Source organism: Vibrio navarrensis, from assembly GCF_000764325.1.
In the GTDB taxonomy this organism is placed as follows: domain Bacteria; phylum Pseudomonadota; class Gammaproteobacteria; order Enterobacterales; family Vibrionaceae; genus Vibrio; species Vibrio navarrensis.
This window is the reverse complement of the sequence record NZ_JMCG01000001.1, coordinates 2,251,590-2,277,541: the sequence shown is the minus strand read 5'-3', so window position 1 is coordinate 2,277,541 and position 25,952 is coordinate 2,251,590. Positions and strand designations below refer to the sequence as shown.

The following is a 25,952-nucleotide window of genomic DNA, read 5'->3' as shown; positions in this document are numbered from 1 at the left end:
TATTTGCATCTATACTGAGATGAAAGTGCCAGGAGCCACCTACCAGTATGAGCAAAGTCCAGCAGTACGAAGAGAGCATTCATAACCCACTGTTCAGCCGCATTGGTCGGCGGATTGTGCTGATCATGATCATCATCAGCGGCGTGATCACCTTGTTTACCACCTTGTTGCAGCTCTATTGGGATTACGACAAAGAGTTCAACGATGTTGAGCAGCGACACTACGAAATACAGAATGTGCACGCAGGTTTGTTGTCGGCTTCGCTGTGGTCGTTTGATATGGTGTTGCTGCAAGAGCGATTGGATGGTCTGGTCAACTTGCCCAAAATCGATTTCTTAGAAGTCCGCTCGGACGATTATGTGTTCAATGCCGGGCGCAAGGTCAAAGAGCGAGCGATCGGCAGCCGCTTTCCCCTTATTTATCAAAACCCGCTGGATGACACGTCACAAACCATTGGCACCATTTACGTCGAATCAGACGCTGGGCAAATTTATCAGCAACTGATCCGGCAGTTTTTAATCACACTGACCATGAACGCGATTAAAACTACCTTGGTTTGTACCATCATCTTGATGGTGTTCCACACCAGTGTGAATCGGCGTATTTTTGAAATCGCCAAGTACCTGCGCAACTACAATCCGCGCCATCCCGCAGAACCCTTGGCATTAGCGCACTCCGATTGGGCGATGGAGAGTGAAGATGAACTCGATTGGCTGGGGGATGAGACCAACCGCATCACCACCAGCGTGACTACGCTTTATCGCAACATCAAACGTGAGCAAGAGCGCTTTATTGATTTTACTCATGTGTCGTCGGATTGGCTGTGGGAAACCGATCACCTCGGCCGTTTAACTTTTTGCTCTGAAGCGATGCTCAATGCACTCAACCTAAACGAAAATCACAAGCCGCTGCTGAGTGAGCTGGAAGCGTTCTCTCACGCCAATCAATTGAAGCGTTACTTGCTCAAAAAGCAGGATTTTTCTCGCTGCGAAGAGTGCATCACGCTCAACAGCATGGCGTTATACTTCCACTTTCAAGCGATCGCTCTTTACGAGGAAGATCAATTTGTCGGATTTCGTGGCACTGCGCTGAATATCACCGACCTTAAGCGCACACAAGTTGAGCTACAAACGCTCAACCAGAATCTCGAACATCAGGTCGCGCTGCGCACCTTAGATCTCAAACAGAGCATGGAGCAGCTACAACAAACTCAAGAACACTTAGTGGAATCGGAAAAGCTGGCCGCTTTGGGCGGTTTGGTCGCTGGCGTGGCTCACGAAGTCAACACCCCTTTGGGGATCGCGGTGACGGCTTCGTCCATCATTCGTGATGCGACGCGTCAACTGAATCAAGCCTTCTCTGATCAGTCGCTGACCAGCACCCAGTTTGCCCAATTGATGCAGCAAATGACCGACAGCAGCGAGATGCTGGAAAACAATCTGCACCGCGCTGCCAAGTTAGTTCGCGATTTCAAACAGACGGCGGTGGATCAAATTTCAGAGAGCCGCAGCGAGTTCAACGTCAAGCAAGTGTTATCTGCGTTGATTGCCAGCTTGCACCCGGAAACACGCAAGGTCCCAGTAACGCCGCTCCTCGAAGGCGATGAAAGATTGGAAATGAATAGCCTACCGGGCGTGTTAACCCAAATCGTCTCAAATCTGATTTTAAACAGCGTCAATCACGCCTTTGCCGAGCAAGCGCAACCCAGCATTGTGATCAGACTGGACCAGCAAGATGAAAACATCATTCTGCATTACAGCGACAACGGCTGTGGCGTGGATGAATCGTTGCATCAAAAGATTTTCGAGCCCTTTTTCACCAGTAAACGGGGCAAAGGCGGCTCGGGTTTGGGGCTAAACTTGGCGTTTAACTTGATCAAGCAGAAGTTAAAAGGCGACCTTCATTTGGCGTCAGCCCCCGGCGAAGGGGTGCAGTTCACCATCACTTTGCCTAAGGAGCTGCCGCTCAACATCGCCCAAGAGTAGAGTTCCATGATTGACTGATTAGTCGCTTTTTAGTCGGGGTTACTTTCACGTATTGCAATAAAGTCGCTAATGTTATCGAGAAAAAGCTCAACCAGTTTGGGGTCAAAGTGTTTGCCTTTTTGCGCGATGATCTCGCGTAAGATGTCGTCGTCACTCCACGGCTCTTTATAACTTCGTTTCGAACCTAGAGCATCAAACACATCCGCCAAAGCGACGATACGACCACTAATCGGAATGGCTTCTCCGCTCAAACGATTGGGATAACCCGAGCCATCCCATTTTTCATGGTGTGAAGCGGCAATTTCTCTGCCGACAGAAATCAAACGTCGCTTAGATTTGCTCAATATCTCTACGCCGTACTCGACATGACGCTGCATCTCACTCCATTCTTCCGCATCCAACTTACCCGGTTTATGCAAAATCGCGTCGGGAATGGCCACTTTGCCAATGTCATGCAGCGGCGAGGCGTGTTTGATCATGCTACTATCGTATTCACTTAAGCCGTAAAGCTGAGCTAGTTTCTCCGCAAATAGCGAAACACGCTGCACGTGCGCACCCGTTTCACGGCTTCTCGCCTCGACCGCATTGGCCAAGTTGTACACCAACTCTTTGGAGGTTTCGCGAATATCGAGCATCAGGTTGAGATTTTCGAAAGTCAGGCCGATGTTCTGCATGTACAGTTCCAGTAACTGTAAGTCAAACTCATCTAAGTTCTTGTTGAGATTGACATACAACAGGCTATCGACGCCCTGTTCATCATGGCTGTAGAGCACAAATGCATCGCCGTAGTTCATGGTTTGCTTGCTGAGCAAAGCTTGTTGGCAACGCTCGGCCACCACGTCTGGCAGCATATCAAACGCGCATTTGGCGCAGAAATCGACGTAGGATCCCGTCGCAGCGAGAGTTAAAGCACGCGACTCTTCCCCTTGAGGACCGGGTTTGACAATGCAATAGAGCGCCGATTTTTCTAGCTTTAGCAATGAAGTAAGCTGCGCTAAAACCGACGAGGCATAAGTTTGTAAGGTGGTGGTATTTTGCACAAAAGCGGAAGCCTGAATTACACGGCTAAGCCCTTGTTTTTGCTCCTCAATTAAACACAGATCGCGATAAGAACGCAGCATTGAATAGAGCACTGTCTTTAATTTTTGCGTAGTTAGCTCGGTTTTTTCCTTGTAGTCATCAATTTCATACTCTTTGATCACCACATCTTCCGGTGCTTGCCCAGCTTGCCCAGTTCGCAACACCAAACGGATCAAGCGGTTTTCCAAGGTTTCTCGGATAAACCTCACCAACTCTAAGCCCGCGTGCTCAGTTTCCATGACCACGTCAACGAACGCCACCGCGATATCTTGCTGTTCTTGCAAAATTCGCCGAGCTTCGACGCCAGAATAAGCCGAAATGAGTTCTAAACTGCGCTCCTGAAAATGAAAACCAGATAAAGCAAGACGCGTTATCTGGTGCATCTGCTGGTCGTCATCGACGAGCAACACTTTCCAAGGTTGATGGCTGCGTTGTAAATCAATCGTCTCACTGACAGCTTTACCATTTTCTGCACGATGGTCAGCAAATAAATCCATTTACTAAGCCTCTGTTTTATCCACTACTTATTAAGTTTTAGCACAAAAGCTCAAGTTAGAAAGGGGTTAGACAGAAAGATGTGCATTTTGCGATCACACTTAGAATATCTCTTCAAAAATGCCAAGGTTAGTACCGAGCCACTGTGCGCGCTCGGTATGATCGAGCAACTCCTCTTCACTTACCGGGTGAATAAGGACCGAAAAACCACCGCGCTGAGTGTCCAGCCACTCAATCAGCCCCTTTTGGTTGTCACGAAAGTGCAGCTCAAACATGGGCATCTTGTGTGGTCCGACTAAGCGATCCACCAGAGGAAATATTTGTAAAACGTCTTTACGCTCGCGGCGAATTTTCTCGTGCAACTCAGCCGCATCAGAACGACGATTTAACGGATAGTAAACGTGTGCGTGGAACATGATTGGTCACCTATGCAAATTTTTCGTCACATTCTACTTTTCGGCAAACAAAATCCAAGAGATAAGCGCTGAATAAATCCTTCAAAAAATTAGAACTTTGCATACAAAATCGGCCAAGTTGCCGATTGCTGATAGAAGTATCCAGTGCTAGACTTTGCCTCGATCAATGCTTCATATAATCCTAATGATATGGTTTGGGAGTTTCTACCAAGAGCCTTAAACTCTTGATTATGAAGTCTGTAACTTTATACCCGGGATTTTTATAAAGAGAAGACTCATGAATTACTTTGACCTGCCTAAGATCGATTTGCACTGTCACTTGGACGGAAGCGTACGCCCGCAGACGATCATCGACTTGGCCGATGAGCAAAACCTCACCCTGCCAACTCGCGACATCGCGCAAATTCAGCAGATGATGATTGCCCCAGAAACCTGCCCTAACCTAGACGAATATCTGAAACGTTTTGAACTACCCGGCATGGTAATGCAAACCGCACAAGCCTTGGAACGTATCTCGTTCGAATTGTTTGAAGATGCCGCGAAAGAAAACGTCAAATACATGGAAGTGCGATTTGGCCCCTTGCTGCATCAAGTGAAAGGTTTGTCGCTGGACGAAATCATGCAAAGTGTGGTTCGTGGCATGAAACGCGCCGAAGCGCAATATGATATTCACGGCAACTACATTCTCTCTATCTTACGTACCATGCCGAAAGATCAAATCAAGGCTGTGCTTGAGGCTGGCGCGAAACACATTAATAAAGAAGAGAGCGGTATTGTGGCATTTGACTTAGCTGGCAGTGAACTGCCGGGCTTCTGCCACGAGTTTATCCCCTACGCACAATACGCCCAATCTCTTGGTTACCACGTCACTATTCACGCGGGTGAACAAGGTGCAGGGCAAAACGTTCATGACGCGATCGCGCTGTTGGGTGCCGAGCGCGTTGGCCACGGCATTTTCATTCATAATCATCCACAAGCCTATCAATTAGTGAAAGATGAAGCGGTGGCACTGGAAACTTGCCCAAGCAGCAACGTGCAAACCAAAGCAGTGAACAGTTTGAGTGAGCACCCGATCAAAGCATTCCATAAAGATGGCATTGCCGTGACGATCAACACCGACAACCGCACGGTTTCCAACACCACCATGACCGATGAAGTGCGCAAAGTGATGGAAACGTTCGACCTCACTGAGCAAGAGTATTTCGAGATTTACCGAGTCAGTGTAGAGAGTGCGTTCAGCTCTGATTCGGTTAAAGCACACCTGATGAGCTTTGCCAAATAATCGAGCCTTTTGATTCAGCCAGCGCCCTTTCGCTTAGAAGGGCGCTTTGTTTTTCTCCCTTTTCCTTTCGCTTGTTGTCACTTCTTCACGCTTTTTTACACAAAGATTGTCACTTATTTACCGTCAAACCTAGTGAATAGATTCAACTTCTTCGCCTCTCTTGGTTAAAAATTGGAACTTTCCTCTAAAAACCCAGGGTGTAACGCTGGGTTTACTGTTTAATCTAAAACAATCGCCTGCAAGATTTAACATTTTTATTACACTTACAATAAATCAGCAACATCAAGATTCATCACTACAGAATGTGTTAATTGCAGGGAAATGAATTAACGCATCGAGTATTAGCAGGACACAATATCAGGCTTTGCCATTTTGTCAGCGAATCAACTCTAGATGAAACTTAGCGGTGGCGTTGCTTGTTATGGGACTCTGTTGGTTGTTTCTGTGGAAACGACGCATTAAAGGAACGTGAGATGAATGTTCAGGCATTACCCATGCGCAGATTTATCGACCATGCCGGTGAGCTGGTTGCGCCATTGCCCTCTTGGGCTGATATTCCACTTTTGACACAGTTCTACCGCGACATGCTGGTGACACGCGCTTATGACAACAAAGCCGTGGCCTTGCAAAGAACCGGAAAGTTGGGGACGTATCCGTCCCACTTGGGCTCGGAAGCGTTCGGGGTCGCCGTCGGCCATGCCTTACTGCCTTCTGATGTTTTTATTCCTTACTATCGCGACATGCCTGCCATGTGGGTGCGCGGCATCGGTATGGAAAAAAACCTGCAATATTGGGGCGGTGATGAGCGCGGCAGCGACTATGCTCCCACCGAGGGCCAACTGCGCAACCATGATCTGCCATTTTGCGTGCCGATCGCCACGCAATGTACCCATGCGGTCGGCGTTGCGTCTGCGTTGAAAATTGCAGGAGACCACCACGCCGCTCTGGTGACTTGTGGCGACGGTGCGACCTCAAAAGGCGATTTTCTTGAGTCGATCAACTGCGCGGGGGTTTGGCACTTGCCACTGGTTTTTGTGGTCAACAACAACCAGTGGGCAATCTCTGTCCCCCGCCATTTACAGTGCGCGGCAGGGCAGTTATCCGATAAAGCGATTGGTGCTGGCATTCCCGGTATAACCGTTGACGGTAATGATGTGATCGCTGTTTACGATGCCGTTAAAACAGCTCTGGATAGAGCTCGCAAAGGCAAAGGAGCCACCTTGATCGAAGCCGTCAGCTATCGCTTGAGTGATCACACCACCGCCGATGATGCCAGCCGCTACCGCAATGCCGATGACTTGCAGCAAGCTTGGCAGTATGAGCCAGTTAAACGCTTGAAAACCTTTTTGCTCGCCCAAGGCGCTTGGAACGAAGAGGAAGATGCCGCTTGGCTCGAAGAGAGCAAAGCGATTGTCGAACAGGCGGTGGAGCGCTACCTCAGCCTAACGCCGCAAGCACCGGAAAGTGCCTTTGACTACCTCTACGAGTCTCTACCGACCGAGCTGACTGCGCAGCGAGATCAGTTAATCAATAAAGCAATGCGTATGCAGGGAGGCAAACATGGCTGAAATGACCTTAGTCGAAGCGGTCAACCTCGCGTTGCACCATGAAATGGAGCACGACCCATCGGTAGTGATACTGGGGGAAGATGTCGGCGACAACGGCGGCGTGTTTCGCGCGACCGTTGGCCTTAAACAGAAGTTTGGCTTAAAGCGCGTGATTGACACGCCTCTCGCGGAAGCTCTGATTGGCGGCGTGGCGGTTGGCATGGCAACCCAAGGACTACGCCCGGTTGCCGAATTCCAGTTTCAAGGATTTGTCTTTCCGGCACTGGAGCACCTGATGTGTCACGCAGCAAGAATGCGCAATCGCACCCGGGGTCGCCTTGCTTGCCCTGCAGTTTTTCGCGCTCCATTTGGTGGCGGTATTCATGCGCCAGAACATCATTCTGAAAGTATCGAAGCGCTGTTTGCGCACATTCCCGGCTTTAAAGTGGTGATTCCCTCTTCGCCGCAACGCGCCTACGGCCTGCTGCTTGCGGCGATCAGAAGCAACGATCCGGTGATGTTCTTCGAACCCAAACGCATCTACCGCACCGTGAAATCCGAGGTGGTGGACAACGGCGAAGCGCTGCCACTGGATACCTGTTTCACCCTGCGCAAAGGGCGAGACTTAACGCTGGTGACGTGGGGCGCTTGCGTAGTGGAGTCGCTACAAGCAGCAAGAAGCTTATCGGCTCAAGGCATTGAGGCGGAAGTGATCGATCTGGCCTCCATCAAACCAATCGACATGAACACCATCTTGCGCTCGTTGGAAAAAACCGGACGACTACTGGTGGTGCATGAAGCGTGTCGCAGTGGCGGTGTGGGCGCAGAGCTCATCGCCCGAGTCGCCGAAAGCGCCATGTGTATGCTCAAAGCGCCGCCGATGCGCGTCACCGGATTAGATACGGTGATGCCGTATTACCGCAACGAAGAGTACTTTATGACCCAAGAAGCCGACATCGTGCAAGCCGCGCGTGAGCTAGTGGAGGGGTGGAAATGAAATCCTTTATTTTACCAGACCTTGGCGAAGGCCTCGCCGAATCCGAAATCATCAAATGGCACGTTCGCCCCGGCGATGTAGTGAAAGTCGATCAGATAGTGCTCACGGTGGAAACCGCTAAAGCCACGGTCGATGTGCCCGCCCCTTGGGGAGGCACCATCGTCAGTCGCCACGGCGAAGAGGGGGAAATCGTCAATATCGGCAGCTTGCTGCTGGAAATTGATGAAACCAACTCCACGGCAGTGGCGCAAAATGAACGCCAAAAGCAAGACGCCGCCACGGTCGTCGGCCATGTTTCCCACACCACCCATCAAGTCAACGTCGATGACTTTTGGATCGGTGGTGAACAAGAGGCATCGCCAGAGCCTCGAGTCAGTGCCCTGCCCTCTGCGCGTCTGCTGGCGCAAAAATTGGGCGTAGAAATCAACCAAGTGCAAGGCAGCGGCCCGGCGGGTTTGATTGTCGATGCTGATGTTTACGATGAGGCGGGCAAACAGCGCCCTGGTACTGAAGTGCTCAAAGGGGCGCGGCGCACTATGGTGGGCACCATGACGGAATCGCACCACAACGTTGCTGCCGTCACCATTACTGAAGAAGCGGTGCTTGCCGATTGGGGACCGAATGAAGACATCACCACGCGCCTCATCCAAGCGGTGGTATACGCTTGCCAGCAAGAGCCGGCGCTCAATGCTTGGTTTGACGCCTCAACCATGACGCGCTGCGTGCACCACACCGTCAATGTGGGCATCGCGGTGGACAGCGCTCATGGACTGTACGTTCCGGTGCTGCGCAATGCTGACGATATTGAACCTAGTGAGATCCGCACTTGGCTAAACGACACCGTCAAAGGAATTCGTGAGCGCAAAATTGGCCGTGAACAGTTGCAACACGCCACGATCACCTTGTCAAACTTCGGTGCCATCGCGGGGATCTACGCCACGCCCGTCGTCTCCTTGCCACAAGTAGCGATCGTCGGCGCAGGGCGTATCATTGAAAAAGTGGTGATTAAGGAAGATAAAGCGGTGGCGGTCAAAGCGATGCCATTGTCGATCACCTTCGACCACCGTGCGTGTACTGGTGGTGAGGCGGCACGCTTTACCAAAGCGTTAGCGCAGCACTTACAGCGCCCAAGCGTATAAAGCGCTGATATTGCCCAGCAAAGCAGCAACAAAAAGCCCGGTTGAATCATTCAACCGGGCTTTCTTTTTGGCTATTCAGTGATGAGCAGCACTGGACGCACTACAACTGCTCAATAAGCTCGGGCACTAGGGTAAACAGATCCCCAACTAAGCCATAGTCGGCCACTTGGAAAATGGGCGCATCGGCATCGCTGTTGATCGCCACAATCACTTTGGAATCTTTCATCCCCGCCAAATGTTGGATGGCCCCTGAAATGCCCACCGCGATATAGAGCTGCGGCGCAACAATTTTGCCCGTTTGCCCGACTTGTAAGTCATTCGACACAAAGCCGGCATCCACCGCCGCGCGTGAAGCGCCAACCGCTGCGCCCAGTTTATCGGCCAGTTGTTCGACCAACGCAAACTGCGCTTTGCTGCCTAAACCGCGTCCACCGGAAACCACCACCTTAGCCGCGGCCAGCTCAGGGCGAACACTCTCGGCTTTCTCCTGCCGCACAAATTCAGAGGTCTCGGAGGGGATAACCTGATTGATTTCAACCACAGGCGCGTCGCCACCACAGTCGGAGACGGCATCGAACGCTGAGCTGCGAATGGTCATCACTTTGATGGCATCGAGCGACTGCACTTTTGCCAGCACATTGCCCGCATAGACAGGGCGGATCACCGTATCACTCGATTCAATGGCGATGACGTCAGAAAGCTGTCCGACATCCAGCAGCGCCGCTACGCGTGGCAGCAGGTTTTTGCCAAAGGTGGTCGCGGGAGCCAGGATATGAGAATAATCTGCGGCCAATTTAGCAATCAGCTCGGCACCATTTTCAGCCAATGCATGTTGATAAGCACTGTGCTGCGCGAGCAAAACTTGCGTCACCCCATCACACTGCCGCAGCGTGTTCGCTACGGCTTCACATTCGTGCCCCATAACCAGCACACTCACCTCACCGCCAAGCGATTGTGCCGCCTTTAGTGTGCGCAACGTATCGCCCGCCAAGGTATGCTGGTTGTGCTCTGCAATCACTAATGTCGATACTGGTTTGTCGTTCATTTTTTCCTCCTTGAATGCAGGGCTTAACTCAGCACTTTAGCTTCATTTTTGAGCTTATCCACCAGCTCAGTGACGCTGGACAGGATCACTCCCGCTTGCCGCTGTGGTGGCGGTTGCAGTTGCAACGTTTGGTGATGTGTTTTGAGCGATACGCCAAGTGCTTGCGGCGTGGTGACATCCAGCGGTTTACGTTTGGCTTTCATAATATTGGGCAAAGAGGCATATCGCGGCTCGTTCAAACGTAAATCGGTGCTGATAATCGCAGGCAATTGCAGCTTCAAAGTTTCCAAACCGCCATCGATTTCCCGTGTCACCAACACGCTCTCACCTTGCATTTCGATCTTCGAGGCAAACGTTCCTTGAGGTCGGCGCGCAAGCGCAGCCAGCATCTGCGCAACTTGGTTGTTATCGCTGTCAATCGATTGTTTGCCAAGCAGCACCAGCCCCGGCGCTTCATTTTTCATCACGGCATGCAGTAACTTCGCCACATTGAGCGGTTCAAGTTCAGAGGCAGTTTCAACGTGGAGCGCGCGATCTGCCCCCAGCGCTAAGGCTGCACGTAACTGCTCTTGGCAACTGGCATCACCCAACGAAACCACCACCACTTCTTCTGCCACACCCGCTTCGCGCAGGCGTATCGCCTCTTCCACGGCGATTTCGCAAAAAGGGTTCATCGACATTTTGACGTTGTTCGTTTCTACGCCCGAACCATCACTTTTAATTCTGACCTTTACGTAAGCGTCAATAACACGTTTTACCGCGACTAAGACTTTCACATTGCCTCCTTACCAAATGGGGATGCGGTAGAATCAAAATCGACTGCCTGCACGTTAGTGTGTTCAACTCAAGCGCTTTGGGGAGCTTGATAAGTAGCTTACTGTTTATTCACACATTCCATGCCGTTTTGATCACCTAGTTTCTATTACCTTTTGAGCTTAGTTTAGTTTACGTTTACGTCAACTGGACTATATTTAAAGCACGACTGAAAACGTAACGATGAGTTGACGACATGGAAAGAGAAACAATGGGATTTGATGTAGTGATTGTCGGTGCTGGCCCCGCCGGGCTCTCGGCTGCGTGCAAGTTGGCACAGCTTAGCCAACAACATCAAACCAATATGAGTATCTGCGTCGTGGAGAAAGGATCGCAAGTGGGCGCGCATATTCTCTCTGGCGCGCTGTTTGAAACCACCGCTTTGGACGAGTTGTTTCCGCACTGGCAGAAGATGGATGCCCCGCTGAAAACGACGGTGAAAAGCGACGATTTCCTCTACCTGGCAACCGAACACAATCACATTCGCCTACCTCATTTTCTCACGCCAAAAACCATGCATAACGCCAGTAGCAATTATGTAATTAGTTTGGCCGAGCTCTGCCGTTGGCTAGCTAGCCAAGCCGAACAGTTGGGGGTGGAAATCTTCCCCGGGTTTGCCGCCGCCTCGGTCAACTACGATGACAACGGTGCTGTCATCGGCGTCATCACGTCTGACATGGGGCGAGACAAGCAAGGCGAGCCAAAAGCCAATTTTGAATCCGGCATCGCACTAAACGCCAAGTACACTCTGTTTGCCGAAGGCGCACGCGGCCATCTCGGCAAAGATTTAATTCAGCACTTTGAACTCGATAAAGACAAACAGCCACAGCACTACGCGCTCGGCATCAAAGAGATCTGGCAACTGGCGGACGATCATCCCCATTATCAAGCCGGTAATGTCCTGCACGGGCTTGGCTGGCCGCTGAATGAAACCCATACCACTGGCGGCAGCTTTTTGTACCACTTGGATAACCACCAGATTGCGGTGGGCCTTATCACCGACCTCTCTTATCACAACCCGTACCTAAGCCCGTTTGATGAATTTCAGCGCCTCAAACATCATCCGGCGATCAGCAAATATCTGCGTGGCGGACAGCGCATTGCGTATGGTGCGCGGGCCATCGCCAAAGGAGGACTCTACTCGCTGCCGAAACAGCAGTTCCCCGGTGGGCTCCTGATTGGTTGCGATGCCGGCACACTTAATTTTGCCAAGATCAAAGGTTGCCACAGCGCCATGAAATCAGGCCTGTTGGCAGCTCAAGCGGTATTTGACTGTGTGCAAGCGGGCAAACGCCACAGCGAACCGGACTACGACAGCCTGTTTCGCGCCTCTTGGCTGTATCGCGAGCTGGAAAATGCGCAAAACTTCTGCGCCACTATCCACCGCTACGGCAATGTGGCTGGCGGGGTCATCAACAGCTTTGAGCAAAATGTTTGGGTTCCGCTCTTCAAACGCCCTGCTCCGTGGGAGATGGAAGCGCCTCATCATGATCACCTGCGTTTGCTCGATATCAGCCATTGTGAGCCCATCGCCTACCCGAAACCCGATGGCGTGCTGAGTTTTGACAAACCTTCTTCAGTTTACCTTTCCGGTGCCCGACATGAAGAGAATCAACCGTGCCATTTGCGCTTGGCCGACGCATCGATTCCTATCCAAATACATTTGGAAAAATTTGCCGAGCCTGCCCAACGCTACTGCCCTGCCGGGGTGTATGAAGTGGTCCAAGTGGATGGAGAAAGCCGATTTCAGATCAACGCCGCGAACTGCGTGCACTGTAAAACCTGCGACATTAAAGACCCATCGCAAAATATTACTTGGGTTCCACCCGAAGGTGGCGGCGGGCCAAACTACAGCAATATGTAGCCGCCCTTCACATAGAAAGTCAGCGAACCACGCTTCGCTGGTTTTCTACTTGCTTTGGCTTTCTATTTGCTTTGTTGTTGCTTGATTTTTTCAGGCTTAAAACGCCAGCCATAACTGGTAAGTCGTCACGATTGAGTAAGCCAATTGCCAGCAAATAGCCGTTGCACAGCTTAGGGGATTTATCTAGATTAAGACTCCATGCAGCAGGCTCAACCGCACTGATACGGTCAGCTCTCACAAATCTCATTCGTAAGGAAACGTATGAAAACACTACTCATTGTTAATGTTGGTCAGGCACCACAAGATCAATTGGAAAAATTCGGAGATTTTGAAGAGTGGGCACTGCGCGCTATTCGCGAGCAAGGTGTACATCAGCGCGACATCCACATTGAGTTTCATGACGGAGTTTCTTGCCCTCTACCAGATTTCCACTCACTGGCGGGAGTGATCATCATGGGTTCGCTGGCGATGGCTTCCGAGAAAAAACCATGGATGCTGCGTTTGTCTGACGAAATTGTCCAGTTGGTTGAGCGAAAGATTCCGCTGCTCGGGATCTGTTTTGGACATCAGTTGATCGCGCAAGCGCTCGGTGGCGCAGTCGGCTATCATCCACACGGTTTGGAGATAGGCACCGTACCAATCACCAAGCAGCCTGCGGCGGACGACGACGCCATTTTCGCCCACCTGCCAGCGCAGTTTGACGCGCACGCAGTCCATTACCAATCGGTGATAAAGCTGCCTGAAAACGCCGTTCTTTTAGCTCGCAGCGACTTTGAACCCCATCACGCTTACCGTGTTAGCAGCGCCTGTTGGGGCGTGCAGTTTCATCCTGAGTTCACGCCGCAAATCATGCAGATGTCACTGGATAACCTCAAGCACGAGTTTGAAGAGGAGTACTCGGTGAAAAGCGCTCAAGTCCGCGAAACCGAGCACGCCAAACAGGTTCTGCTGCAATTTGCTCAGATCTGTTGTCAGGCGCAGTAAACATCACTTTTTATGACGAAGCGAGTCAGGCTAGATAGATCCATCAAACACAAAAGGGGCTCTTTGCCCCTTTGCTAAAACACTAAATAGCACGGTTATGGACGTAACCGTGCTATTACTCAGACTGAATTGCGCTTGCTCATCGTTACATCACGCATGCTAGGAAGCGAGTTTTAAGCCTGCAATGCCGATAACAATCAGCGCCAAGCTAGCGAGTTTAAACAAGCTCAACGTTTCACCAAATAGCACTATGCTCATCACGGCGGTACCAACCGCGCCAATCCCAACCCAAATGCCGTAAGCCACGCCAAGAGGCAGAGTGCGCAACGCGATCCCAAGTAACACAAAACTAATGACCAGCGCCGATAAGGTAGCGACAGAAGCCAGCGGTTTGCTAAAACCTTCACTGTATTTGAGGCCAATAGCCCAAGCGATTTCACAAATACCGGCGAGAAAGAGGATTAACCACGCCATATATACACCTCATATATGGGGTCGTCCCCGAAGAAAAGATGGAGCGGTGAGGTCGTCCTCACTTCCTGATGTGCCGCTAAGACTAGCAAAGCTTACGGGTCTTGGCTAGCTTGGCTTGGCGCGATGCAAAACTCGCAAAGCCGTGTTAATCCATCTCCGGTTGACGCTTGTTGGGTTGTCGCGGCGAAGTTCTCGGTTTAGCTTGCCGCACATGGCGCGCGAGGATACGCATCGCTTCGGCTTGTACCGCAGGCAGTTTCTGCCACTGCCATAAGCGATCCCGTGCTTGCTTGGCACTGGCTTCCAAATCCATCACCGGCTTGAGGTAAGGGCTCTCAAGCGGTACTTGATACATCTGCGCTTCAAGCGGTGTCATCAGCCAGGGTTCAAAGAGCAGCGGTACAGGCACTTGCGCCAACTCTGGCACCCATTTGTGAATAAACTGCCCTTCACTGTCATGCTCTTGTGCTTGCTTAGTCGGGTTATAAATGCGGATAGTATTGGTACCCGTGACCCCTGCTTGCATTTGAAACTGCGGATAATGAATGCCCGGTTCAAAATCGAGGAACAGTTGCGCCAAATAAGTCACGCCCGCTCGCCAATCGACATTCATATGATGAGTTAACACGCTCACCAACATCGCGCGCATGCGAAAATTGAGGTACCCGGTTTGAATTAAGCAGCGCATACAGGCATCCACCAGTGGAATGCCGGTGTGCCCAGTTTGCCAAGCGGCTAACTGCGCGGTGGGGGCTTGGCTTGATTGCTGTAAGAGTGAGTCATAAGCGCGGTTGACGCAGCGAAACTCCATCTCACATTCTGATTCAAATTTTTGGATAAAGTGACAGTGCCAATGCAGACGTGATGAAAGCGCAATCAGGCTGCGGCGAAATCCCGCTACCGACCAGTGTTTGAGCAAGGTTTGATACATCTCCCGCAGTGAGATATTTCCCCACGCAAGATAAGGCGACATCCGCGAGCATGCGTGGCGCGCTAAGCTCGGACTTGAGATGGAGCGGTAATAATCTCGCCCTCGACGCGCGAAAAAATCCTCCAGCGTCGCCCACGCCATATCACTGCCGCCAGTTTGCATGCCCGCTTGTTTACTCTGCCATGTGGCAGGGATATCGCTGCGCAAACCAAGCGTTGCGGCATCCAGCTTCAGCCAATTGGCGCGTGTTAAATCAGGATCGCAGCAAGGGGAGCGCATTACTTGCTGCCAATGTTCATCCCAATTTTTTCGGGTTTGCGCCCTGCGGATCACGGCAGCATAAGGAAATTCATGCCAGACGATGTCGTGTTGCTGGCACCACTGTGCCAGCGCAAGATCGCGCTGAAAAGTGCAGGCTAAACCGACTTCTTGATGAGAATAAATCGCCTCAATGGCGTAGCGCTCAGCAATACGTGCAAAGCAGGTTTGCCAATCGGATGTGACGATCAACACCTCCCCTTTGCTCTGCGCCAAATCACGATTGATGGCTTGCAATGATTGCCACACAAAGCGCCAGTGTCGTTCGCTGTAATGCGCATCGCCAAGCAGCATTGGCTCAAACAGATAGAGTAGTAACGTCGGTCGCCCCGAAGTTAACGCCGCTTGTAGTGGCGCGTGGTCGGTCAGCCTTAGGTCACGTTTGAGCCATACCAGATTGATCTTTTCCATACTCTTTCCTTGTTTTTGATGTCGCTTTTACGCAAGGAAAGAAGCAAAAGATCGCTGCTGTGTTCCACTTAAGCCCGCAGTCGGCTGATTTTAGTCTCCTTTCAGCGCATCTTTACGTAGACGCCAAGCGGTCAGTACCATCGCCACAACCGCCAGCACGCTCATGCCGATGTACACCAAACTAAAACCTTGAGCGAGCACGTCAGGCGCTACCGATGAAGCTTGGCTGCCGTGCTCACTCACGGTAACACTTTGCGGCACACGCAGATAAAATAGCGCCGAACAAAAAGCGACTCCAAGCGCGCCGCCAAGCTCACGGCCAAAGTTAAACAGCGACATACCAATGCCGCGATCGCATGCGGGCAATACACTCTGTACCACCACGCTCAAGGAAGGCAAGGTAAGACCGATGCCAAATCCCGCGATACCAAGTGATAGCTGAACCCAAAGATCGTAATGAATTTGCCAAACGGCTAAAGCCGCGAGTAGAAAACCGCTCACCACCAGAGCTTTGTATCGCCCTGAGCGAGCCACCCATTTGCCACCAAGATAAGCCCCGGTGGTGATACTGAACATGAAGATCACCATCACAGTGCCACTTTGCGACGGTGAAAAGCCTTTCTGCCACTGCAATTGCAGCGGTATATAAACCAAAAGCGCGAACATCAACATTTGTGAGGCCATGATTAGGCCAATCGCGGTCAGATAACTGGGTAAACGCGCCAAGCGCGCAGGCAAAATTGGGTCACTCACCCGTCTTTCGACAAGGATTAACAGCACCAAGCAGAGTAACAGAGCAAAAGCTCCCCACCCCGCAGGCAAAAAGGAGTGTGAGGAAAGCTGAAGCAGCAGCAAAGTTGTGGTGAGCATTAAAAGCCCAGCGCCCAGCCAGTCAAATCGACTGTGACGTTTTTGGTTAAGGTGTTTGAGATGGCGGTTAACCATATACAGAGCCACCATTCCCAGCGGTAAATTAATGCCAAACACCCAGCGCCAACTGAGATGGTCGGCAAAATAGCCGCCCAATAAAGGACCAGCGACACTGGAAACGGCATACACCGCCGAGATATAGCCTTGGTACTTGCCCACTTCACGCGCCGGAATAGAATCGGCAATCACGGTAAACGCCAAAGCAATCAAACCGCCACCGCCAATTCCCTGCACCACTCGCGCGCCAATCAGGGTTGGCAAGTCAAAGGCAAAAGTACACAGGGCTGAGCCAACAATAAAAATGCCGATGCTGATATTAAGCATGCGCACACGGCCAAACAGATCGCTCAATTTGCCATACACAGGCAATACGGCGGTGGCGGCGAGTAAGTAGGCGGTGATCACCCAAGTTAAGGCGCTTCCCGCCGAGAGATCTTGCCCAATCAAGGCCAGCGGTGTGGTCACTATGCTTTTTTCTAGTGAACCAAGGGCAATCACTAGCGCAACGCTAGCAAAAATAATTCGCGGATGAGGGGCATCGGCAGCGGGAATAGGATCGGAATGCATGAGCTCTCTTTCAAGATAAAGTCAAAGGGAATGGATTTGCTGTGGCACAAGATAACCAAATCACAGCCATCCGAAAATAGGATAGAATGGGACGCGAAATTGCAAAAATGGGATTAACCATGAAACTTGATGATCTGGCGCTGTTTTTAACCGTGGTGCGCTGCGGCAGTTTTACGTTAGCGGCGAAACAGAAATCGATGTCCACCAGCACGCTGAGCCGCCGTATTCAGCAACTTGAACAAGATACGGGTAGCATTTTGCTGATCCGCAACAGTAAAGAGTTGGTACTGACCAAAGAAGGTGAACAGCTGTTTCACAGCTACGCTGAGCTGTTTGCGCAAATAGAGCGTAAACAGGAAGAGGTCGAGCAAGCGAAGCGAGATTACCGCGGTGAGATCGCCATCAGTGCGCCCGTGCTACCTCTGCGCCACCAGTTAACCCCTTTAGCGCTGGAGTTTGCCGAGCTGCATCCGAATGTCACACTGCGCATGCAAGTTGGCTCTGGGCTCGACTATTTCAGCCAGCGGGATCTGGATATCGCGCTGCGTTTTGGCCCACAGCCGGAGTCCGACTGGGTAGCGCGTAAACTGGCGCGTAACCCTTCCGTGCTCTGTGCCAGTGCTGAGCTTGCCGCCCAGCTAAGCTCAACCACGCCTGCCTTAACGCATCCCGAGCAGTTAAAAGAGCATCCCCTACTCAGTCTCAACCATAAGCTGCCGTGGATTTTTCATCACCACAGCGTCGCGCAAAAAGTGCAATTTATTCCGACGGCGCGTTTGTGCTCCGACGAACTGGACACGATAGTGCAAGCCACCTTGCAAGGCATGGGCATCGCCCGCTTACCCAGAGGATTAATGGAGCCACTCCTGCGTAGCGGTCAGCTCATCGAGCTGCTCCCCGAGTGGGAAATTGAAGGCGCAGATGTGTATCTGCTCCATCCGCAGCGCCGTTTTTTACCTGAGCGCACTCAAGCCTTGATTGATTACATCATGACGCACTGGTCACGAGTCGCATTCAGTTATTGGCATCAGCCTTAACAGCACCAAGCGACTGTGATGAACGATGACGCCGACAGCGCTCCGAACAATATTTGACCTCATCCCAACACTGCTGCCATTTTTTACGCCAAGCAAAAGGCCGCTGACAGACAGGACAGATTTTCTGCGCCAAATAGGCTTTTTTATGCGAAGTCACTTTATACCTTTTCATTTAAACGGATAAATCATCAAGGTATACGTGATTTGGTAGGGATGGGTTTAAAGATTTTTCCGCCACCCTAACTCTTAAGTGACTCTTAAGCTTTCATCGATACGATTCATCCTGTAGACACCCAAACAAGGACTGAATCATGAAAAAAACACTTCTACTGACAACGACAGCTCTTCTTTCACTCGGCAGCGCATTCAGCGCTTTGGCGGATCCACAGTGTACAAAAGAGCCGGAATCTCAATGGATTAACTTTGAGCAAGCCAAAACTCAGGTTGAAGAAATGGGTTACAAAATCAAAGTCTTTAAGAAAACCAAGACCAGTTGCTACGAGCTTTATGGCTATAACAAAGACAACAAGCGTGTAGAGATCTACTTTAACCCAACCGACATGAGCAAAGTGAAGGAGGAAATGGATGACTAACACGTTCAAATGGGACTGGGTTGTGCGAGCAACCCATTGGATGGTCGCGCTGCTTTTCTTTGCCAATTTCTTTGCTTTAGAAGAGGGGAGCGATCTGCATAAGTGGGCGGGATACCTAATCCTGCTCAGTGTTGGTATCCGGCTGCTTTGGGGGCTAGTGGTGCAATCACCAGCGCGATTGAGCCGTTTTCTCCCTTCCCCATTAGCAGCAGTGTCACACCTGAAAGAGGTACTGAGCGAACGGCAAGATAGACATCTCGGTCACAATCCTGCGGGCGCGGTGATGATCTGGCTATTGTGGGGATTGATCATCGCAACGGCAGTGAGCGGCTGGTTAATGGGTAGTGATATGTTTTGGGGGGAAGAGTGGCTGGAAGAGACGCATGAAGTGTTCGCCAATCTCACTTTCATCGCCGTTGCCGTACATCTCTCCGCGGTAATTCTAATGAGTAAATGGAACCGGAAAAATTATATTCAGTCCATGTTGCCCTAGGAGCAAAAAGTCAGTGCACTGGCGTGAAACAAGATCAAGCAAAGCCCAAACTCGGCAGGCTTTGCTGATCAACTGTGAGAGCGCTACATGCGGATGCCACCATCAACCTCCAGCACTCGGCCAGTGATGTAGTCGTTTTCTAAAATGAACTTGACCGTGTGCGCGATTTCGCTCGCTTCGCCCATACGCCCGACGGGGATCATTTTTTCCAAACGGGCGATGGCTTCCGGCTTCATTTGATCTGCCATGGCGGTATGAATCACTCCGGGCGCGATCGCCGCTGCGCGGATGCCATAGCGCGCCAACTCTTTTGCCCAAGTGGTGGCCAGCGTCGCAACGGCGGCTTTTGACGCCGAATAGTTGCTTTGGCCGATATTTCCTGCGCGCGAAACACTGGAAATATTAATAATCACCCCTTTGCGATCGGTTTCGATCATCTTCACCGCCGCTTCTCGACCACAGAGAAAAGTGCCGGTCAAATTGACGTTGATCACCGAATTAAACTGCTCAAGCGACATTTTACTGACTTGCCCGTCACTCACTTTGACCAACATGCCATCACGCAAAATGCCTGCGTTGTTCACTAAGCCATCTAGCTGACCAAAATCACGTACAATGTCGTCAAACGCTTGCTCAACTTCGGCTTCATCGGTCACATTCATCTTGTAGATCAAAGCCTTGGTACCAAGCATATGGCACTGCTCTTGGGTGTGGCGCAGCCCTTCTTCATTGAGATCAAGCAGCGCCAATTCCGCCCCTGCATGCGCTAGCGTCACCGCCATCATCTGCCCAAGCCCCTGCCCTGCGCCCGTTATCGCAATCACACTCTCTTTTAAGTTCATCTTTCCTCTCCTGTGTTGATTGAGGCGCATCAGCGCGTTTGTTTGGCGTAAAACTGAAACAGACTGGAGAAATCCAACTCGCTGTTACCAGCAGCATTATGAAAAGCGAACAGGTTGCGCGCCAAAGCGCCCATTGGCACGGAGGAGTGACTTTGAGAGGCGGCATCCAGTCCCAAACCGAGATCTTTCACCATCAAGCGACTGGTAAAGCCGGGTTGGTACTGCTTGCTCGCGGGCGCGTTTTCCATCACGCCGGGGCATGGATTGTAGAGCTCTAACGCCCAGTTGCGCCCGGAGCTTTGCAGCATGATGTTGGACAGCACCTTAGGATCGAGGCCGTTATCTATTCCCAAACTCAGCGCTTCACAAGTTCCAGACATCAAAATACCCAGCATCAGGTTGTTACAGATTTTCGCCATTTGCCCGTCGCCTGCACCGCCAGCGTGAAAGATGTTTTTGCCCATGTACTGAAGAATGATTTGCGCCTTGTCAAACGCCGCTTGCGTGCCACCAACGATGAAGGTGAGCGTCCCCGCCTGCGCGCCTGCCACGCCGCCGGAAACTGGCGCGTCGACAAATTCCAGCCCCTGCTTTTGCGCCTCGGCGGCCACCGTTTTTGCCGATTGGGGATCGATGGTGGAGGAGTCAATCAGCAGCGTTTTTGGCGCAAGCAAAGTGAGCAGCCCAGCATTGCCTTGATGGTCACCCAGATAAACCGAGCGAACGTGCTCGCCAGCAGGCAACATGGTGATCACCGTGTCTACGCCCTGCACTGCTTGCTCGATAGACTCGCACGCGGTTGCGCCCAGTTTAGCCAGTGTTGCCATCGCCACTTGATTGAGGTCGAACACGCGCAGCGTGCAACCCGCTTTGATTAAGTTCGCCGCCATCGGCGAGCCCATATTGCCAAGACCAATAAATGCCACTTGGTTCATGTGACTCCTCCTAACTCTTTATGGTTGATTTTTCACAGGCTCAAAGGCCGTGTTTGCCTAAATTGACCAACGGGTGTGCCTGATCAGGCCACAGTGAAGTAAACAAAGCGTCAATCACGCTGCTGTCGACATCGGCGACATTGTTGAACAGCCAGTTTGGCTGACCGTCTTTATCGATTAGCCTCGCTCGCACCCCTTCCCGAAATTCACCAAGCAAGCCACATTGCACTGAGACGCCAAGCTCCAAACGGAAACAGCCGGCTAGAGACAGCTCGCTGTAGTGCGTCATCTGTCGGTGACAAATGTGCGCGCTAATGGCGCTGCCCTCTGCCAAGTTCTGCTTGGCGCGATCAAGCCATGGGCTGGAAGGTAACGCCATGACAGCTTGCACCACGCTTTGCAGCTCGTCTTGTAGGCAGGCCTGTTGAATTGCATCAAAATGCGGCATCAATTGTTGCACTGGTCGCTGGTCATCAGCCTGCTGAGCAAGATTTTCCAGTAGCTCGGTGACCACATCGTAATGATCTTCGGCGGTAGACCAAGAGGCATGCTGCAACTGTTCCAGCAAGCCATCGCGCTCTTTGGCGAGCAGCAGATGATCGGCAAAGTGGATAGACAACGCGTCACTGGCATTGACCATCACTCCAGTCAAACCAAGAAACAGCCCGATGCCCGGCTCAAGACGGTTGAGAAACCATGTCGCGCCGACATCCGGGTAAAGCCCAATACTGATTTCCGGCATCGCCAAGCGCGACTCTGGCGTCACCACTTTGTGGCTGGTGCCCATGAAAAGCCCCATGCCACCACCCATGACAATGCCTCGTCCCCAACCGATGATCGGCTTAGTGTAGGTGTGAATCAGATAGTTGCAGCGATACTCCAAGGTGAAATAGTCTGTGAGAAAGCGTGAAATGGATGCCTTCGGCTCACTTTCCATCACTTGGTACATGGCGCGCACATCGCCGCCTGCACAAAACGCTTTCTCGCCCGCGCCTTCGAGAAACACGCACACGATGCTGTCGTCTTCATGCCAGCGTTCTAGCTGTTGGTTCAGTTGCTCCAACATAGGGTAAGTCAGGGCATTGAGCGATGCGGTATTGTCGAGCGTTGCGATGGCGATTTTGCACTCACCTTCACTGCAAGGTCGCTCGGTAAAAATAACTTGGCCTGTCATAGTGCCTCCTTGGGTTTACACACTCCCCGGCGCAGCTCAGCGGTTTTTCCATACAGGTGGACGCTTTTGCAAAAATGCCTGCACGCCTTCGGTCTGATCTTCAGTATCGAACAGATCAAGAAAGTATTCGCGCTCTTTAATCAGCCCCTGAGCCAGCGGTGCAAAACGCGTTTGCTGGATGAGTTTTTTGCACGCGGCCACGGCAGAGGGCGACTGATTGGCGACCGATTCAGCCATGGCAATCGCACGATTGAGCGCTTCGCCTTTAGCAACCACCTCTTCGACTAAACCAATCTGCTGCGCTTTGGCGGCGCTGAGCTGTTCGCCGCACAAAATCACCCGCTTGGCCCACCCTTCGCCCACCAAAGCGGTCAGATTTTGCGTCCCGCCCGCACAGGGCAGCAGTCCCACTTTGGCTTCAGGCAGTGCCATCACCGCTTGCTCTTCAGCAATACGAATGTCACAGGCGAGCGCCGCTTCAAGGCCACCGCCCATGGCGTATCCGTTGATGGCCGCAATCGACACACCACGAAATGCCGACAAGGTTTCAAACGCCTGCCCAAACAGGCGCGCCATTTTCAGCGCGCGCGCTTTATCGCCATCGGCAAACAGCTTGAGATCCGCACCGGCCGAGAAAAACTTCTCCCCTTTTCCCGTTAGCACTAAGGCATACACTTCATTATTGAGGTTGAGTGACTGCACAAGGGTTTTGAGCTGCTGCAAACTTTGTTCGGTCCAAGTATTGGCAGGCGGATTGTTCATCGTCACCACCGCCACATGGTGATGGAGATGAAAACCAATCGCCGCTTCTGTCGCGGCCTCCGGTGCAGCCGATTGAGGTGAATATTGATCTGAAGTCATCACAATTCCTTAGCAAAATGCGTTGAGGTTAATCGCTTACAGAAGCTCCGCACCTTCATGCAAAAGCCGACGGGCAATAATTAACCGCATGATTTCATTGGTTCCTTCGAGAATTTGGTGCACCCGAACATCGCGAAATTGGCGCTCCAACGGATACTCTTTGATGTAACCGTAGCCACCGTAGAGTTGCAGCGCTGCGTCGCACACCTGAAAACCGACATCCGTCGCAAAGCGTTTCGCCATCGCGCAGTAAGCCGTGGCCTCTGCATCGCGGCGATCAAGTTTACTTGCCGCATAGCGCACCAGTTGGCGCGCTGCAACCAGCTCAGTTGCCATGTCCGCGAGCTTAAATTGCAGCCCCTGAAATTGCGCCAGATTTTTGCCAAACTGCTTGCGCTCTTGCAGGTATTGCGTCGCTTGATTGAGCGCTTGCTGCGCCGTACCCAGTGAACAGGTGGCGATGTTGATGCGACCACCATCTAGCCCTTTCATCGCAAAAGTAAAACCTTGCCCTTCTTCGCCAAGCAGCGCGGTGAGCGGCACTTTGACCCTATCAAAAGTGACTGAGCGGGTCGGCTGGCTGTTCCAGCCCATTTTCGGCTCTTTGCGCCCGTAGCTGATCCCTTCTGCGTTGGCTGGAATGACAAACGCAGAGATGCCTTTGGCACCCGCTTCGCCTGTGCGCGCCATCACCACCAACACATCGGTGTCGCCAGCGCCCGAGATAAACGCTTTGCTCCCGCTCAACAGATAGTGATCGCCGTGCTTTTGCGCGCTCGTGGTGAGCGATGCCGCATCCGATCCGGCATTCGGTTCGGTGAGACAGTAAGAGCCCAGCCATTCCCCCGTGACCAACTTGGGGCAAAACTGCGTTTTGGCTTCATCACTGGCAAAACTGGCCACCATCCAAGTCACCATGTTGTGGATGGTCATAAAGGCAGTGGTCGAGGTGCACCCCATAGCCAACTGCTCGAAAATGATCGAAGCATCAAGGCGACTCAAACCGAGCCCGCCCTGTTCTTCAGGGGTATACAGTGACAAAAAGCCAAGTTCCCCCGCCTCGCGCAGCACCTCTTTAGGGAAGATGTGTTCTTCATCCCACTTAGCCGCCATCGGGGCTAAACGTGCTTTGGCAAATTCACTCGCCGTGTCGGCAAACGCGCGTTGTTCTTCATTCAGTTCAAAATCCATAGCGAACTCCTAGTTTGACAGGCTAAGGGTTATCTCAAGTTGATGGTCAGATTCGGACCACTTGGAATGTCGTCATCGAACCAACGCGCGGTGACGGTTTTGGTTTCGGTGAAAAAGCGCACCGCCTGTTTGCCGTAAGCGTGCAGATCGCCGTAGAAACTACCTCGCCAACCAGTAAAAGAGAAGAAGGGCAAAGGCACCGGGATTGGCACGTTGATCCCCACTTGCCCCACTTGAATCTCATGCTGGAATTTGCGCGCCGCCGCACCATTAGCGGTGAAAATCGAAGTGCCGTTGCCGTAAGGGTTGCGGTTGATAAGCTCGATCGCCTCTTCGAGCGAGTCGGCTTCAAGGCAGACCAATACGGGGCCGAAAATCTCTTCGCGATAAATGCTCATCTCGGTATTCACGCCGCTAAACAGCGTCGGGCCAACCCAGTTGCCATTTGGCAAACCGGCAACTTGGCAGTGACGCCCATCCAGCTCACACACGGCGCCTTGGTCGATGCCCTCTTGGATCAGGCGATGCACTCGCTCTTTCGCTTGGGGGCTGATCAGCGGTCCATAAGCAGCATTGCTGTCGTTCCACGCGCCGGGCTGAACGCGGCTCATCGCCGCTTTTAGCTCAGGAAGCCACGCTTTCGCCCCGCCCACCAGCACCGCGACCGAAATCGCCATGCAGCGCTGACCCGCCGCGCCGACCGAGGCTCCGACTAAGTTATTGATCACTTGATCTTTGTTGGCATCTGGCATCACCACCATATGGTTTTTCGCCCCAGCAAACGCTTGTACCCGTTTAAAATGCTGCGTACCTTGCTGATAAATGTACTGCGCTACCTTCACCGAACCGACAAAAGAGATGGTTTTGATCTCTGGATGTTGCAGCAGAAAATCGACCTGCGCTTTGCGCCCGTGTACGATTTGCAATACACCTTTCGGTGCGCCAGCCTGCGCAAACAGCTCGGCCAAACGCATGGAGGTGAGCGGCACTTGCTCGGAGGGTTTAAGGACAAACGTATTACCAGCGGCAATCGCCAGCGGGAACATCCACAGCGGGATCATGGCCGGAAAGTTAAACGGGGTAATGCCGCAACACACACCGAGCGGTTGGATCATCGAATAGGTATCGATGTCGGTCGCAACGTTTTCTACCATTTCGCCCATCATATTGCTGGCAATATTGGCCGCCTGCTCCACCACTTCGATGCCACGCCACACATCGCCTTTCGCGTCAGCCAACGTTTTGCCTGTCTCTTGAGACAGGGTCTGAGCCAGCGAATCATGATGTTCTTTGAGCAGATGTTGATAACGCAGCATCAGACGAGCGCGCTCAGGCAGTGCGACGTGTTTCCAAGTTTGAAAAGCCTCTGCAGCACTGGCAACCGCTTGTTGCATCTCTTCGTCTCTGGCGCAAGGCAGCGAGGCGATCACCTCATTGGTCGCAGGATTAGTGACCTCTAACCATTCGGTGGTGGCCGACTGACGAAATTCGCCATCAATCAATAAAGGAACCGGGTTTAGCATAACGTTGTCCTTGTCAGTGTTAGGC

25 protein-coding genes and 1 riboswitch are annotated in these 25,952 nt (G+C 52.0%); of the genes, 10 read left to right on the top strand and 15 right to left on the bottom strand.

Annotated elements, in window-relative coordinates:
* The first annotated feature begins 47 nt into the window (after positions 1–47).
* Entirely contained in the window at positions 48–1,985 is a 1,938-nt protein-coding gene (locus tag EA26_RS10135) for a PAS domain-containing sensor histidine kinase (RefSeq protein WP_039427243.1), read from the top strand.
* A 29-nt stretch (positions 1,986–2,014) separates the two neighbouring features.
* Here the strand turns inward: EA26_RS10135 and EA26_RS10130 are convergent, their stop codons facing one another.
* Both EA26_RS10130 and EA26_RS10125 read right to left on the bottom strand, forming a co-directional pair.
* A complete protein-coding gene (locus EA26_RS10130) occupies positions 2,015–3,562 on the bottom strand; it encodes a DUF3369 domain-containing protein (protein ID WP_039427242.1) in 1,548 nt (515 codons plus the stop codon).
* 99 nt (positions 3,563–3,661) lie between these two features.
* Positions 3,662–3,976 (bottom strand): DOPA 4,5-dioxygenase family protein, encoded by a 315-nt coding sequence (locus EA26_RS10125; RefSeq protein ID WP_039427240.1) that lies wholly within the window; start codon positions 3,974–3,976, stop codon positions 3,662–3,664.
* Positions 3,977–4,127: 151 nt separating this feature from the next.
* A riboswitch (purine riboswitch) is annotated at positions 4,128–4,227 on the top strand.
* Positions 4,228–4,253: 26 nt separating this feature from the next.
* On the opposite strand from EA26_RS10125, the gene add reads away from it, so the two are divergent.
* From add to EA26_RS10105, 4 genes are all read left to right on the top strand, one after another.
* Positions 4,254–5,258 carry an adenosine deaminase gene (gene add / locus EA26_RS10120; protein WP_039427239.1) on the top strand — a complete coding sequence of 335 codons (1,005 nt, stop codon included), beginning with the start codon at positions 4,254–4,256 and terminating at the stop codon, positions 5,256–5,258.
* Between the two features lie 473 nt (positions 5,259–5,731).
* Positions 5,732–6,826: a pyruvate dehydrogenase (acetyl-transferring) E1 component subunit alpha gene (pdhA, locus tag EA26_RS10115; protein WP_039427237.1), complete on the top strand. Its 1,095-nt coding sequence runs from the start codon at positions 5,732–5,734 to the stop codon at positions 6,824–6,826.
* Positions 6,819–7,802 (top strand): alpha-ketoacid dehydrogenase subunit beta, encoded by a 984-nt coding sequence (locus EA26_RS10110; protein ID WP_039427236.1) that lies wholly within the window; start codon positions 6,819–6,821, stop codon positions 7,800–7,802. Before pdhA ends, EA26_RS10110 begins: the two co-directional genes overlap by 8 nt.
* Positions 7,799–8,941, top strand: a complete 1,143-nt coding sequence (locus tag EA26_RS10105; protein ID WP_039427234.1) for a dihydrolipoamide acetyltransferase family protein — start codon at positions 7,799–7,801, stop codon at positions 8,939–8,941. The genes EA26_RS10110 and EA26_RS10105 overlap by 4 nt, the downstream gene beginning before the upstream one ends.
* Before the next feature lie 100 nt (positions 8,942–9,041).
* On the opposite strand, the gene EA26_RS10100 is transcribed toward EA26_RS10105, so the two are convergent.
* A complete protein-coding gene (locus tag EA26_RS10100) occupies positions 9,042–9,986 on the bottom strand; it encodes an electron transfer flavoprotein subunit alpha/FixB family protein (RefSeq protein WP_039427233.1) in 945 nt (314 codons plus the stop codon).
* 23 nt (positions 9,987–10,009) lie between these two features.
* Entirely contained in the window at positions 10,010–10,762 is a 753-nt protein-coding gene (locus EA26_RS10095) for an electron transfer flavoprotein subunit beta/FixA family protein (protein WP_039427232.1), read from the bottom strand.
* 233 nt (positions 10,763–10,995) lie between these two features.
* Here EA26_RS10095 and EA26_RS10090 point away from each other — a divergent pair, with 233 nt between their 5' ends.
* A complete protein-coding gene (locus EA26_RS10090; protein WP_039427230.1) occupies positions 10,996–12,663 on the top strand; it encodes an electron transfer flavoprotein-ubiquinone oxidoreductase in 1,668 nt (555 codons plus the stop codon).
* 19 nt (positions 12,664–12,682) lie between these two features.
* Here the strand turns inward: EA26_RS10090 and EA26_RS10085 are convergent, their stop codons facing one another.
* On the bottom strand, positions 12,683–12,910 hold the full coding sequence (locus EA26_RS10085; protein ID WP_039427229.1) for a hypothetical protein: 228 nt from the start codon (positions 12,908–12,910) through the stop codon (positions 12,683–12,685).
* A 14-nt stretch (positions 12,911–12,924) separates the two neighbouring features.
* On the opposite strand from EA26_RS10085, the gene EA26_RS10080 reads away from it, so the two are divergent.
* Entirely contained in the window at positions 12,925–13,647 is a 723-nt protein-coding gene (locus tag EA26_RS10080; RefSeq protein ID WP_039427228.1) for a glutamine amidotransferase, read from the top strand.
* 159 nt (positions 13,648–13,806) lie between these two features.
* Here EA26_RS10080 and EA26_RS10075 read toward each other — a convergent pair whose 3' ends face one another.
* The 3 genes from EA26_RS10075 to EA26_RS10065 all read right to left on the bottom strand — a co-directional run bounded on the left by EA26_RS10075 (position 13,807) and on the right by EA26_RS10065 (position 17,278).
* Positions 13,807–14,121 (bottom strand): DMT family transporter, encoded by a 315-nt coding sequence (locus EA26_RS10075; protein ID WP_039427226.1) that lies wholly within the window; start codon positions 14,119–14,121, stop codon positions 13,807–13,809.
* Positions 14,122–14,266: 145 nt separating this feature from the next.
* Positions 14,267–15,781 carry a cryptochrome/deoxyribodipyrimidine photo-lyase family protein gene (locus tag EA26_RS10070; RefSeq protein ID WP_039427225.1) on the bottom strand — a complete coding sequence of 505 codons (1,515 nt, stop codon included), beginning with the start codon at positions 15,779–15,781 and terminating at the stop codon, positions 14,267–14,269.
* A gap of 90 nt (positions 15,782–15,871) precedes the next feature.
* Positions 15,872–17,278 (bottom strand): MDR family MFS transporter, encoded by a 1,407-nt coding sequence (locus EA26_RS10065; protein ID WP_039427223.1) that lies wholly within the window; start codon positions 17,276–17,278, stop codon positions 15,872–15,874.
* Between the two features lie 86 nt (positions 17,279–17,364).
* Here EA26_RS10065 and EA26_RS10060 point away from each other — a divergent pair, with 86 nt between their 5' ends.
* Complete coding sequence (locus tag EA26_RS10060) at positions 17,365–18,315, top strand: LysR family transcriptional regulator (protein ID WP_039427222.1); 951 nt, start codon at positions 17,365–17,367, stop codon at positions 18,313–18,315.
* Here the strand turns inward: EA26_RS10060 and EA26_RS20440 are convergent.
* Positions 18,293–18,472, bottom strand: coding sequence for a DUF2256 domain-containing protein (locus EA26_RS20440; RefSeq protein ID WP_001889657.1), 180 nt, complete (start codon positions 18,470–18,472; stop codon positions 18,293–18,295). The genes EA26_RS10060 and EA26_RS20440 overlap by 23 nt on opposite strands.
* A 154-nt stretch (positions 18,473–18,626) precedes the next feature.
* On the opposite strand from EA26_RS20440, the gene EA26_RS10055 reads away from it, so the two are divergent.
* Together EA26_RS10055 and EA26_RS10050 are read left to right on the top strand one after the other, a co-directional pair.
* The gene (locus EA26_RS10055; RefSeq protein WP_039427220.1) at positions 18,627–18,908 is read left to right on the top strand and encodes a PepSY domain-containing protein; all 282 of its coding nucleotides are present in this window, start codon (positions 18,627–18,629) and stop codon (positions 18,906–18,908) included.
* Positions 18,901–19,401 carry a cytochrome b/b6 domain-containing protein gene (locus EA26_RS10050; protein ID WP_039427218.1) on the top strand — a complete coding sequence of 167 codons (501 nt, stop codon included), beginning with the start codon at positions 18,901–18,903 and terminating at the stop codon, positions 19,399–19,401. The genes EA26_RS10055 and EA26_RS10050 overlap by 8 nt, the downstream gene beginning before the upstream one ends.
* An 83-nt stretch (positions 19,402–19,484) precedes the next feature.
* Here EA26_RS10050 and EA26_RS10045 read toward each other — a convergent pair whose 3' ends face one another.
* From EA26_RS10045 to EA26_RS10020, 6 genes are read right to left on the bottom strand one after another with little or no spacing between them, the layout of a single operon-like run.
* Positions 19,485–20,243, bottom strand: a complete 759-nt coding sequence (locus tag EA26_RS10045; protein ID WP_039427217.1) for an SDR family oxidoreductase — start codon at positions 20,241–20,243, stop codon at positions 19,485–19,487.
* 29 nt (positions 20,244–20,272) lie between these two features.
* Positions 20,273–21,178: a 3-hydroxyisobutyrate dehydrogenase gene (mmsB, locus tag EA26_RS10040; protein ID WP_039427215.1), complete on the bottom strand. Its 906-nt coding sequence runs from the start codon at positions 21,176–21,178 to the stop codon at positions 20,273–20,275.
* Positions 21,179–21,218: 40 nt separating this feature from the next.
* Positions 21,219–22,352, bottom strand: a complete 1,134-nt coding sequence (locus EA26_RS10035) for an enoyl-CoA hydratase/isomerase family protein (protein WP_039427213.1) — start codon at positions 22,350–22,352, stop codon at positions 21,219–21,221.
* Between the two features lie 36 nt (positions 22,353–22,388).
* Entirely contained in the window at positions 22,389–23,213 is an 825-nt protein-coding gene (locus tag EA26_RS10030; RefSeq protein WP_052079706.1) for an enoyl-CoA hydratase, read from the bottom strand.
* 36 nt (positions 23,214–23,249) lie between these two features.
* A complete protein-coding gene (locus EA26_RS10025; RefSeq protein ID WP_039427212.1) occupies positions 23,250–24,404 on the bottom strand; it encodes an acyl-CoA dehydrogenase family protein in 1,155 nt (384 codons plus the stop codon).
* 29 nt (positions 24,405–24,433) lie between these two features.
* On the bottom strand, positions 24,434–25,927 hold the full coding sequence (locus tag EA26_RS10020; protein ID WP_039427211.1) for a CoA-acylating methylmalonate-semialdehyde dehydrogenase: 1,494 nt from the start codon (positions 25,925–25,927) through the stop codon (positions 24,434–24,436).
* Positions 25,928–25,952: the final 25 nt, after the last annotated feature.

Bases quoted from the DNA above. Each gene is read 5' to 3' on its own strand.
- EA26_RS10135 (WP_039427243.1), top strand. From the start codon at position 48: ATGAGCAAAGTCCAGCAGTACGAAGAGAGCATTCATAACCCACTGTTC.
- EA26_RS10130 (WP_039427242.1), bottom strand. From the start codon at position 3,562: ATGGATTTATTTGCTGACCATCGTGCAGAAAATGGTAAAGCTGTCAGT.
- EA26_RS10125 (WP_039427240.1), bottom strand. From the start codon at position 3,976: ATGTTCCACGCACACGTTTACTATCCGTTAAATCGTCGTTCTGATGCG.
- add (WP_039427239.1), top strand. From the start codon at position 4,254: ATGAATTACTTTGACCTGCCTAAGATCGATTTGCACTGTCACTTGGAC.
- pdhA (WP_039427237.1), top strand. From the start codon at position 5,732: ATGAATGTTCAGGCATTACCCATGCGCAGATTTATCGACCATGCCGGT.
- EA26_RS10110 (WP_039427236.1), top strand. From the start codon at position 6,819: ATGGCTGAAATGACCTTAGTCGAAGCGGTCAACCTCGCGTTGCACCAT.
- EA26_RS10105 (WP_039427234.1), top strand. From the start codon at position 7,799: ATGAAATCCTTTATTTTACCAGACCTTGGCGAAGGCCTCGCCGAATCC.
- EA26_RS10100 (WP_039427233.1), bottom strand. From the start codon at position 9,986: ATGAACGACAAACCAGTATCGACATTAGTGATTGCAGAGCACAACCAG.
- EA26_RS10090 (WP_039427230.1), top strand. From the start codon at position 10,996: ATGGAAAGAGAAACAATGGGATTTGATGTAGTGATTGTCGGTGCTGGC.
- EA26_RS10085 (WP_039427229.1), bottom strand. From the start codon at position 12,910: ATGAGATTTGTGAGAGCTGACCGTATCAGTGCGGTTGAGCCTGCTGCA.
- EA26_RS10080 (WP_039427228.1), top strand. From the start codon at position 12,925: ATGAAAACACTACTCATTGTTAATGTTGGTCAGGCACCACAAGATCAA.
- EA26_RS10075 (WP_039427226.1), bottom strand. From the start codon at position 14,121: ATGGCGTGGTTAATCCTCTTTCTCGCCGGTATTTGTGAAATCGCTTGG.
- EA26_RS10070 (WP_039427225.1), bottom strand. From the start codon at position 15,781: ATGGAAAAGATCAATCTGGTATGGCTCAAACGTGACCTAAGGCTGACC.
- EA26_RS10065 (WP_039427223.1), bottom strand. From the start codon at position 17,278: ATGCATTCCGATCCTATTCCCGCTGCCGATGCCCCTCATCCGCGAATT.
- EA26_RS10060 (WP_039427222.1), top strand. From the start codon at position 17,365: ATGGGACGCGAAATTGCAAAAATGGGATTAACCATGAAACTTGATGAT.
- EA26_RS10055 (WP_039427220.1), top strand. From the start codon at position 18,627: ATGAAAAAAACACTTCTACTGACAACGACAGCTCTTCTTTCACTCGGC.
- EA26_RS10050 (WP_039427218.1), top strand. From the start codon at position 18,901: ATGACTAACACGTTCAAATGGGACTGGGTTGTGCGAGCAACCCATTGG.
- EA26_RS10045 (WP_039427217.1), bottom strand. From the start codon at position 20,243: ATGAACTTAAAAGAGAGTGTGATTGCGATAACGGGCGCAGGGCAGGGG.
- mmsB (WP_039427215.1), bottom strand. From the start codon at position 21,178: ATGAACCAAGTGGCATTTATTGGTCTTGGCAATATGGGCTCGCCGATG.
- EA26_RS10035 (WP_039427213.1), bottom strand. From the start codon at position 22,352: ATGACAGGCCAAGTTATTTTTACCGAGCGACCTTGCAGTGAAGGTGAG.
- EA26_RS10030 (WP_052079706.1), bottom strand. From the start codon at position 23,213: ATGACTTCAGATCAATATTCACCTCAATCGGCTGCACCGGAGGCCGCG.
- EA26_RS10025 (WP_039427212.1), bottom strand. From the start codon at position 24,404: ATGGATTTTGAACTGAATGAAGAACAACGCGCGTTTGCCGACACGGCG.
- EA26_RS10020 (WP_039427211.1), bottom strand. From the start codon at position 25,927: ATGCTAAACCCGGTTCCTTTATTGATTGATGGCGAATTTCGTCAGTCG.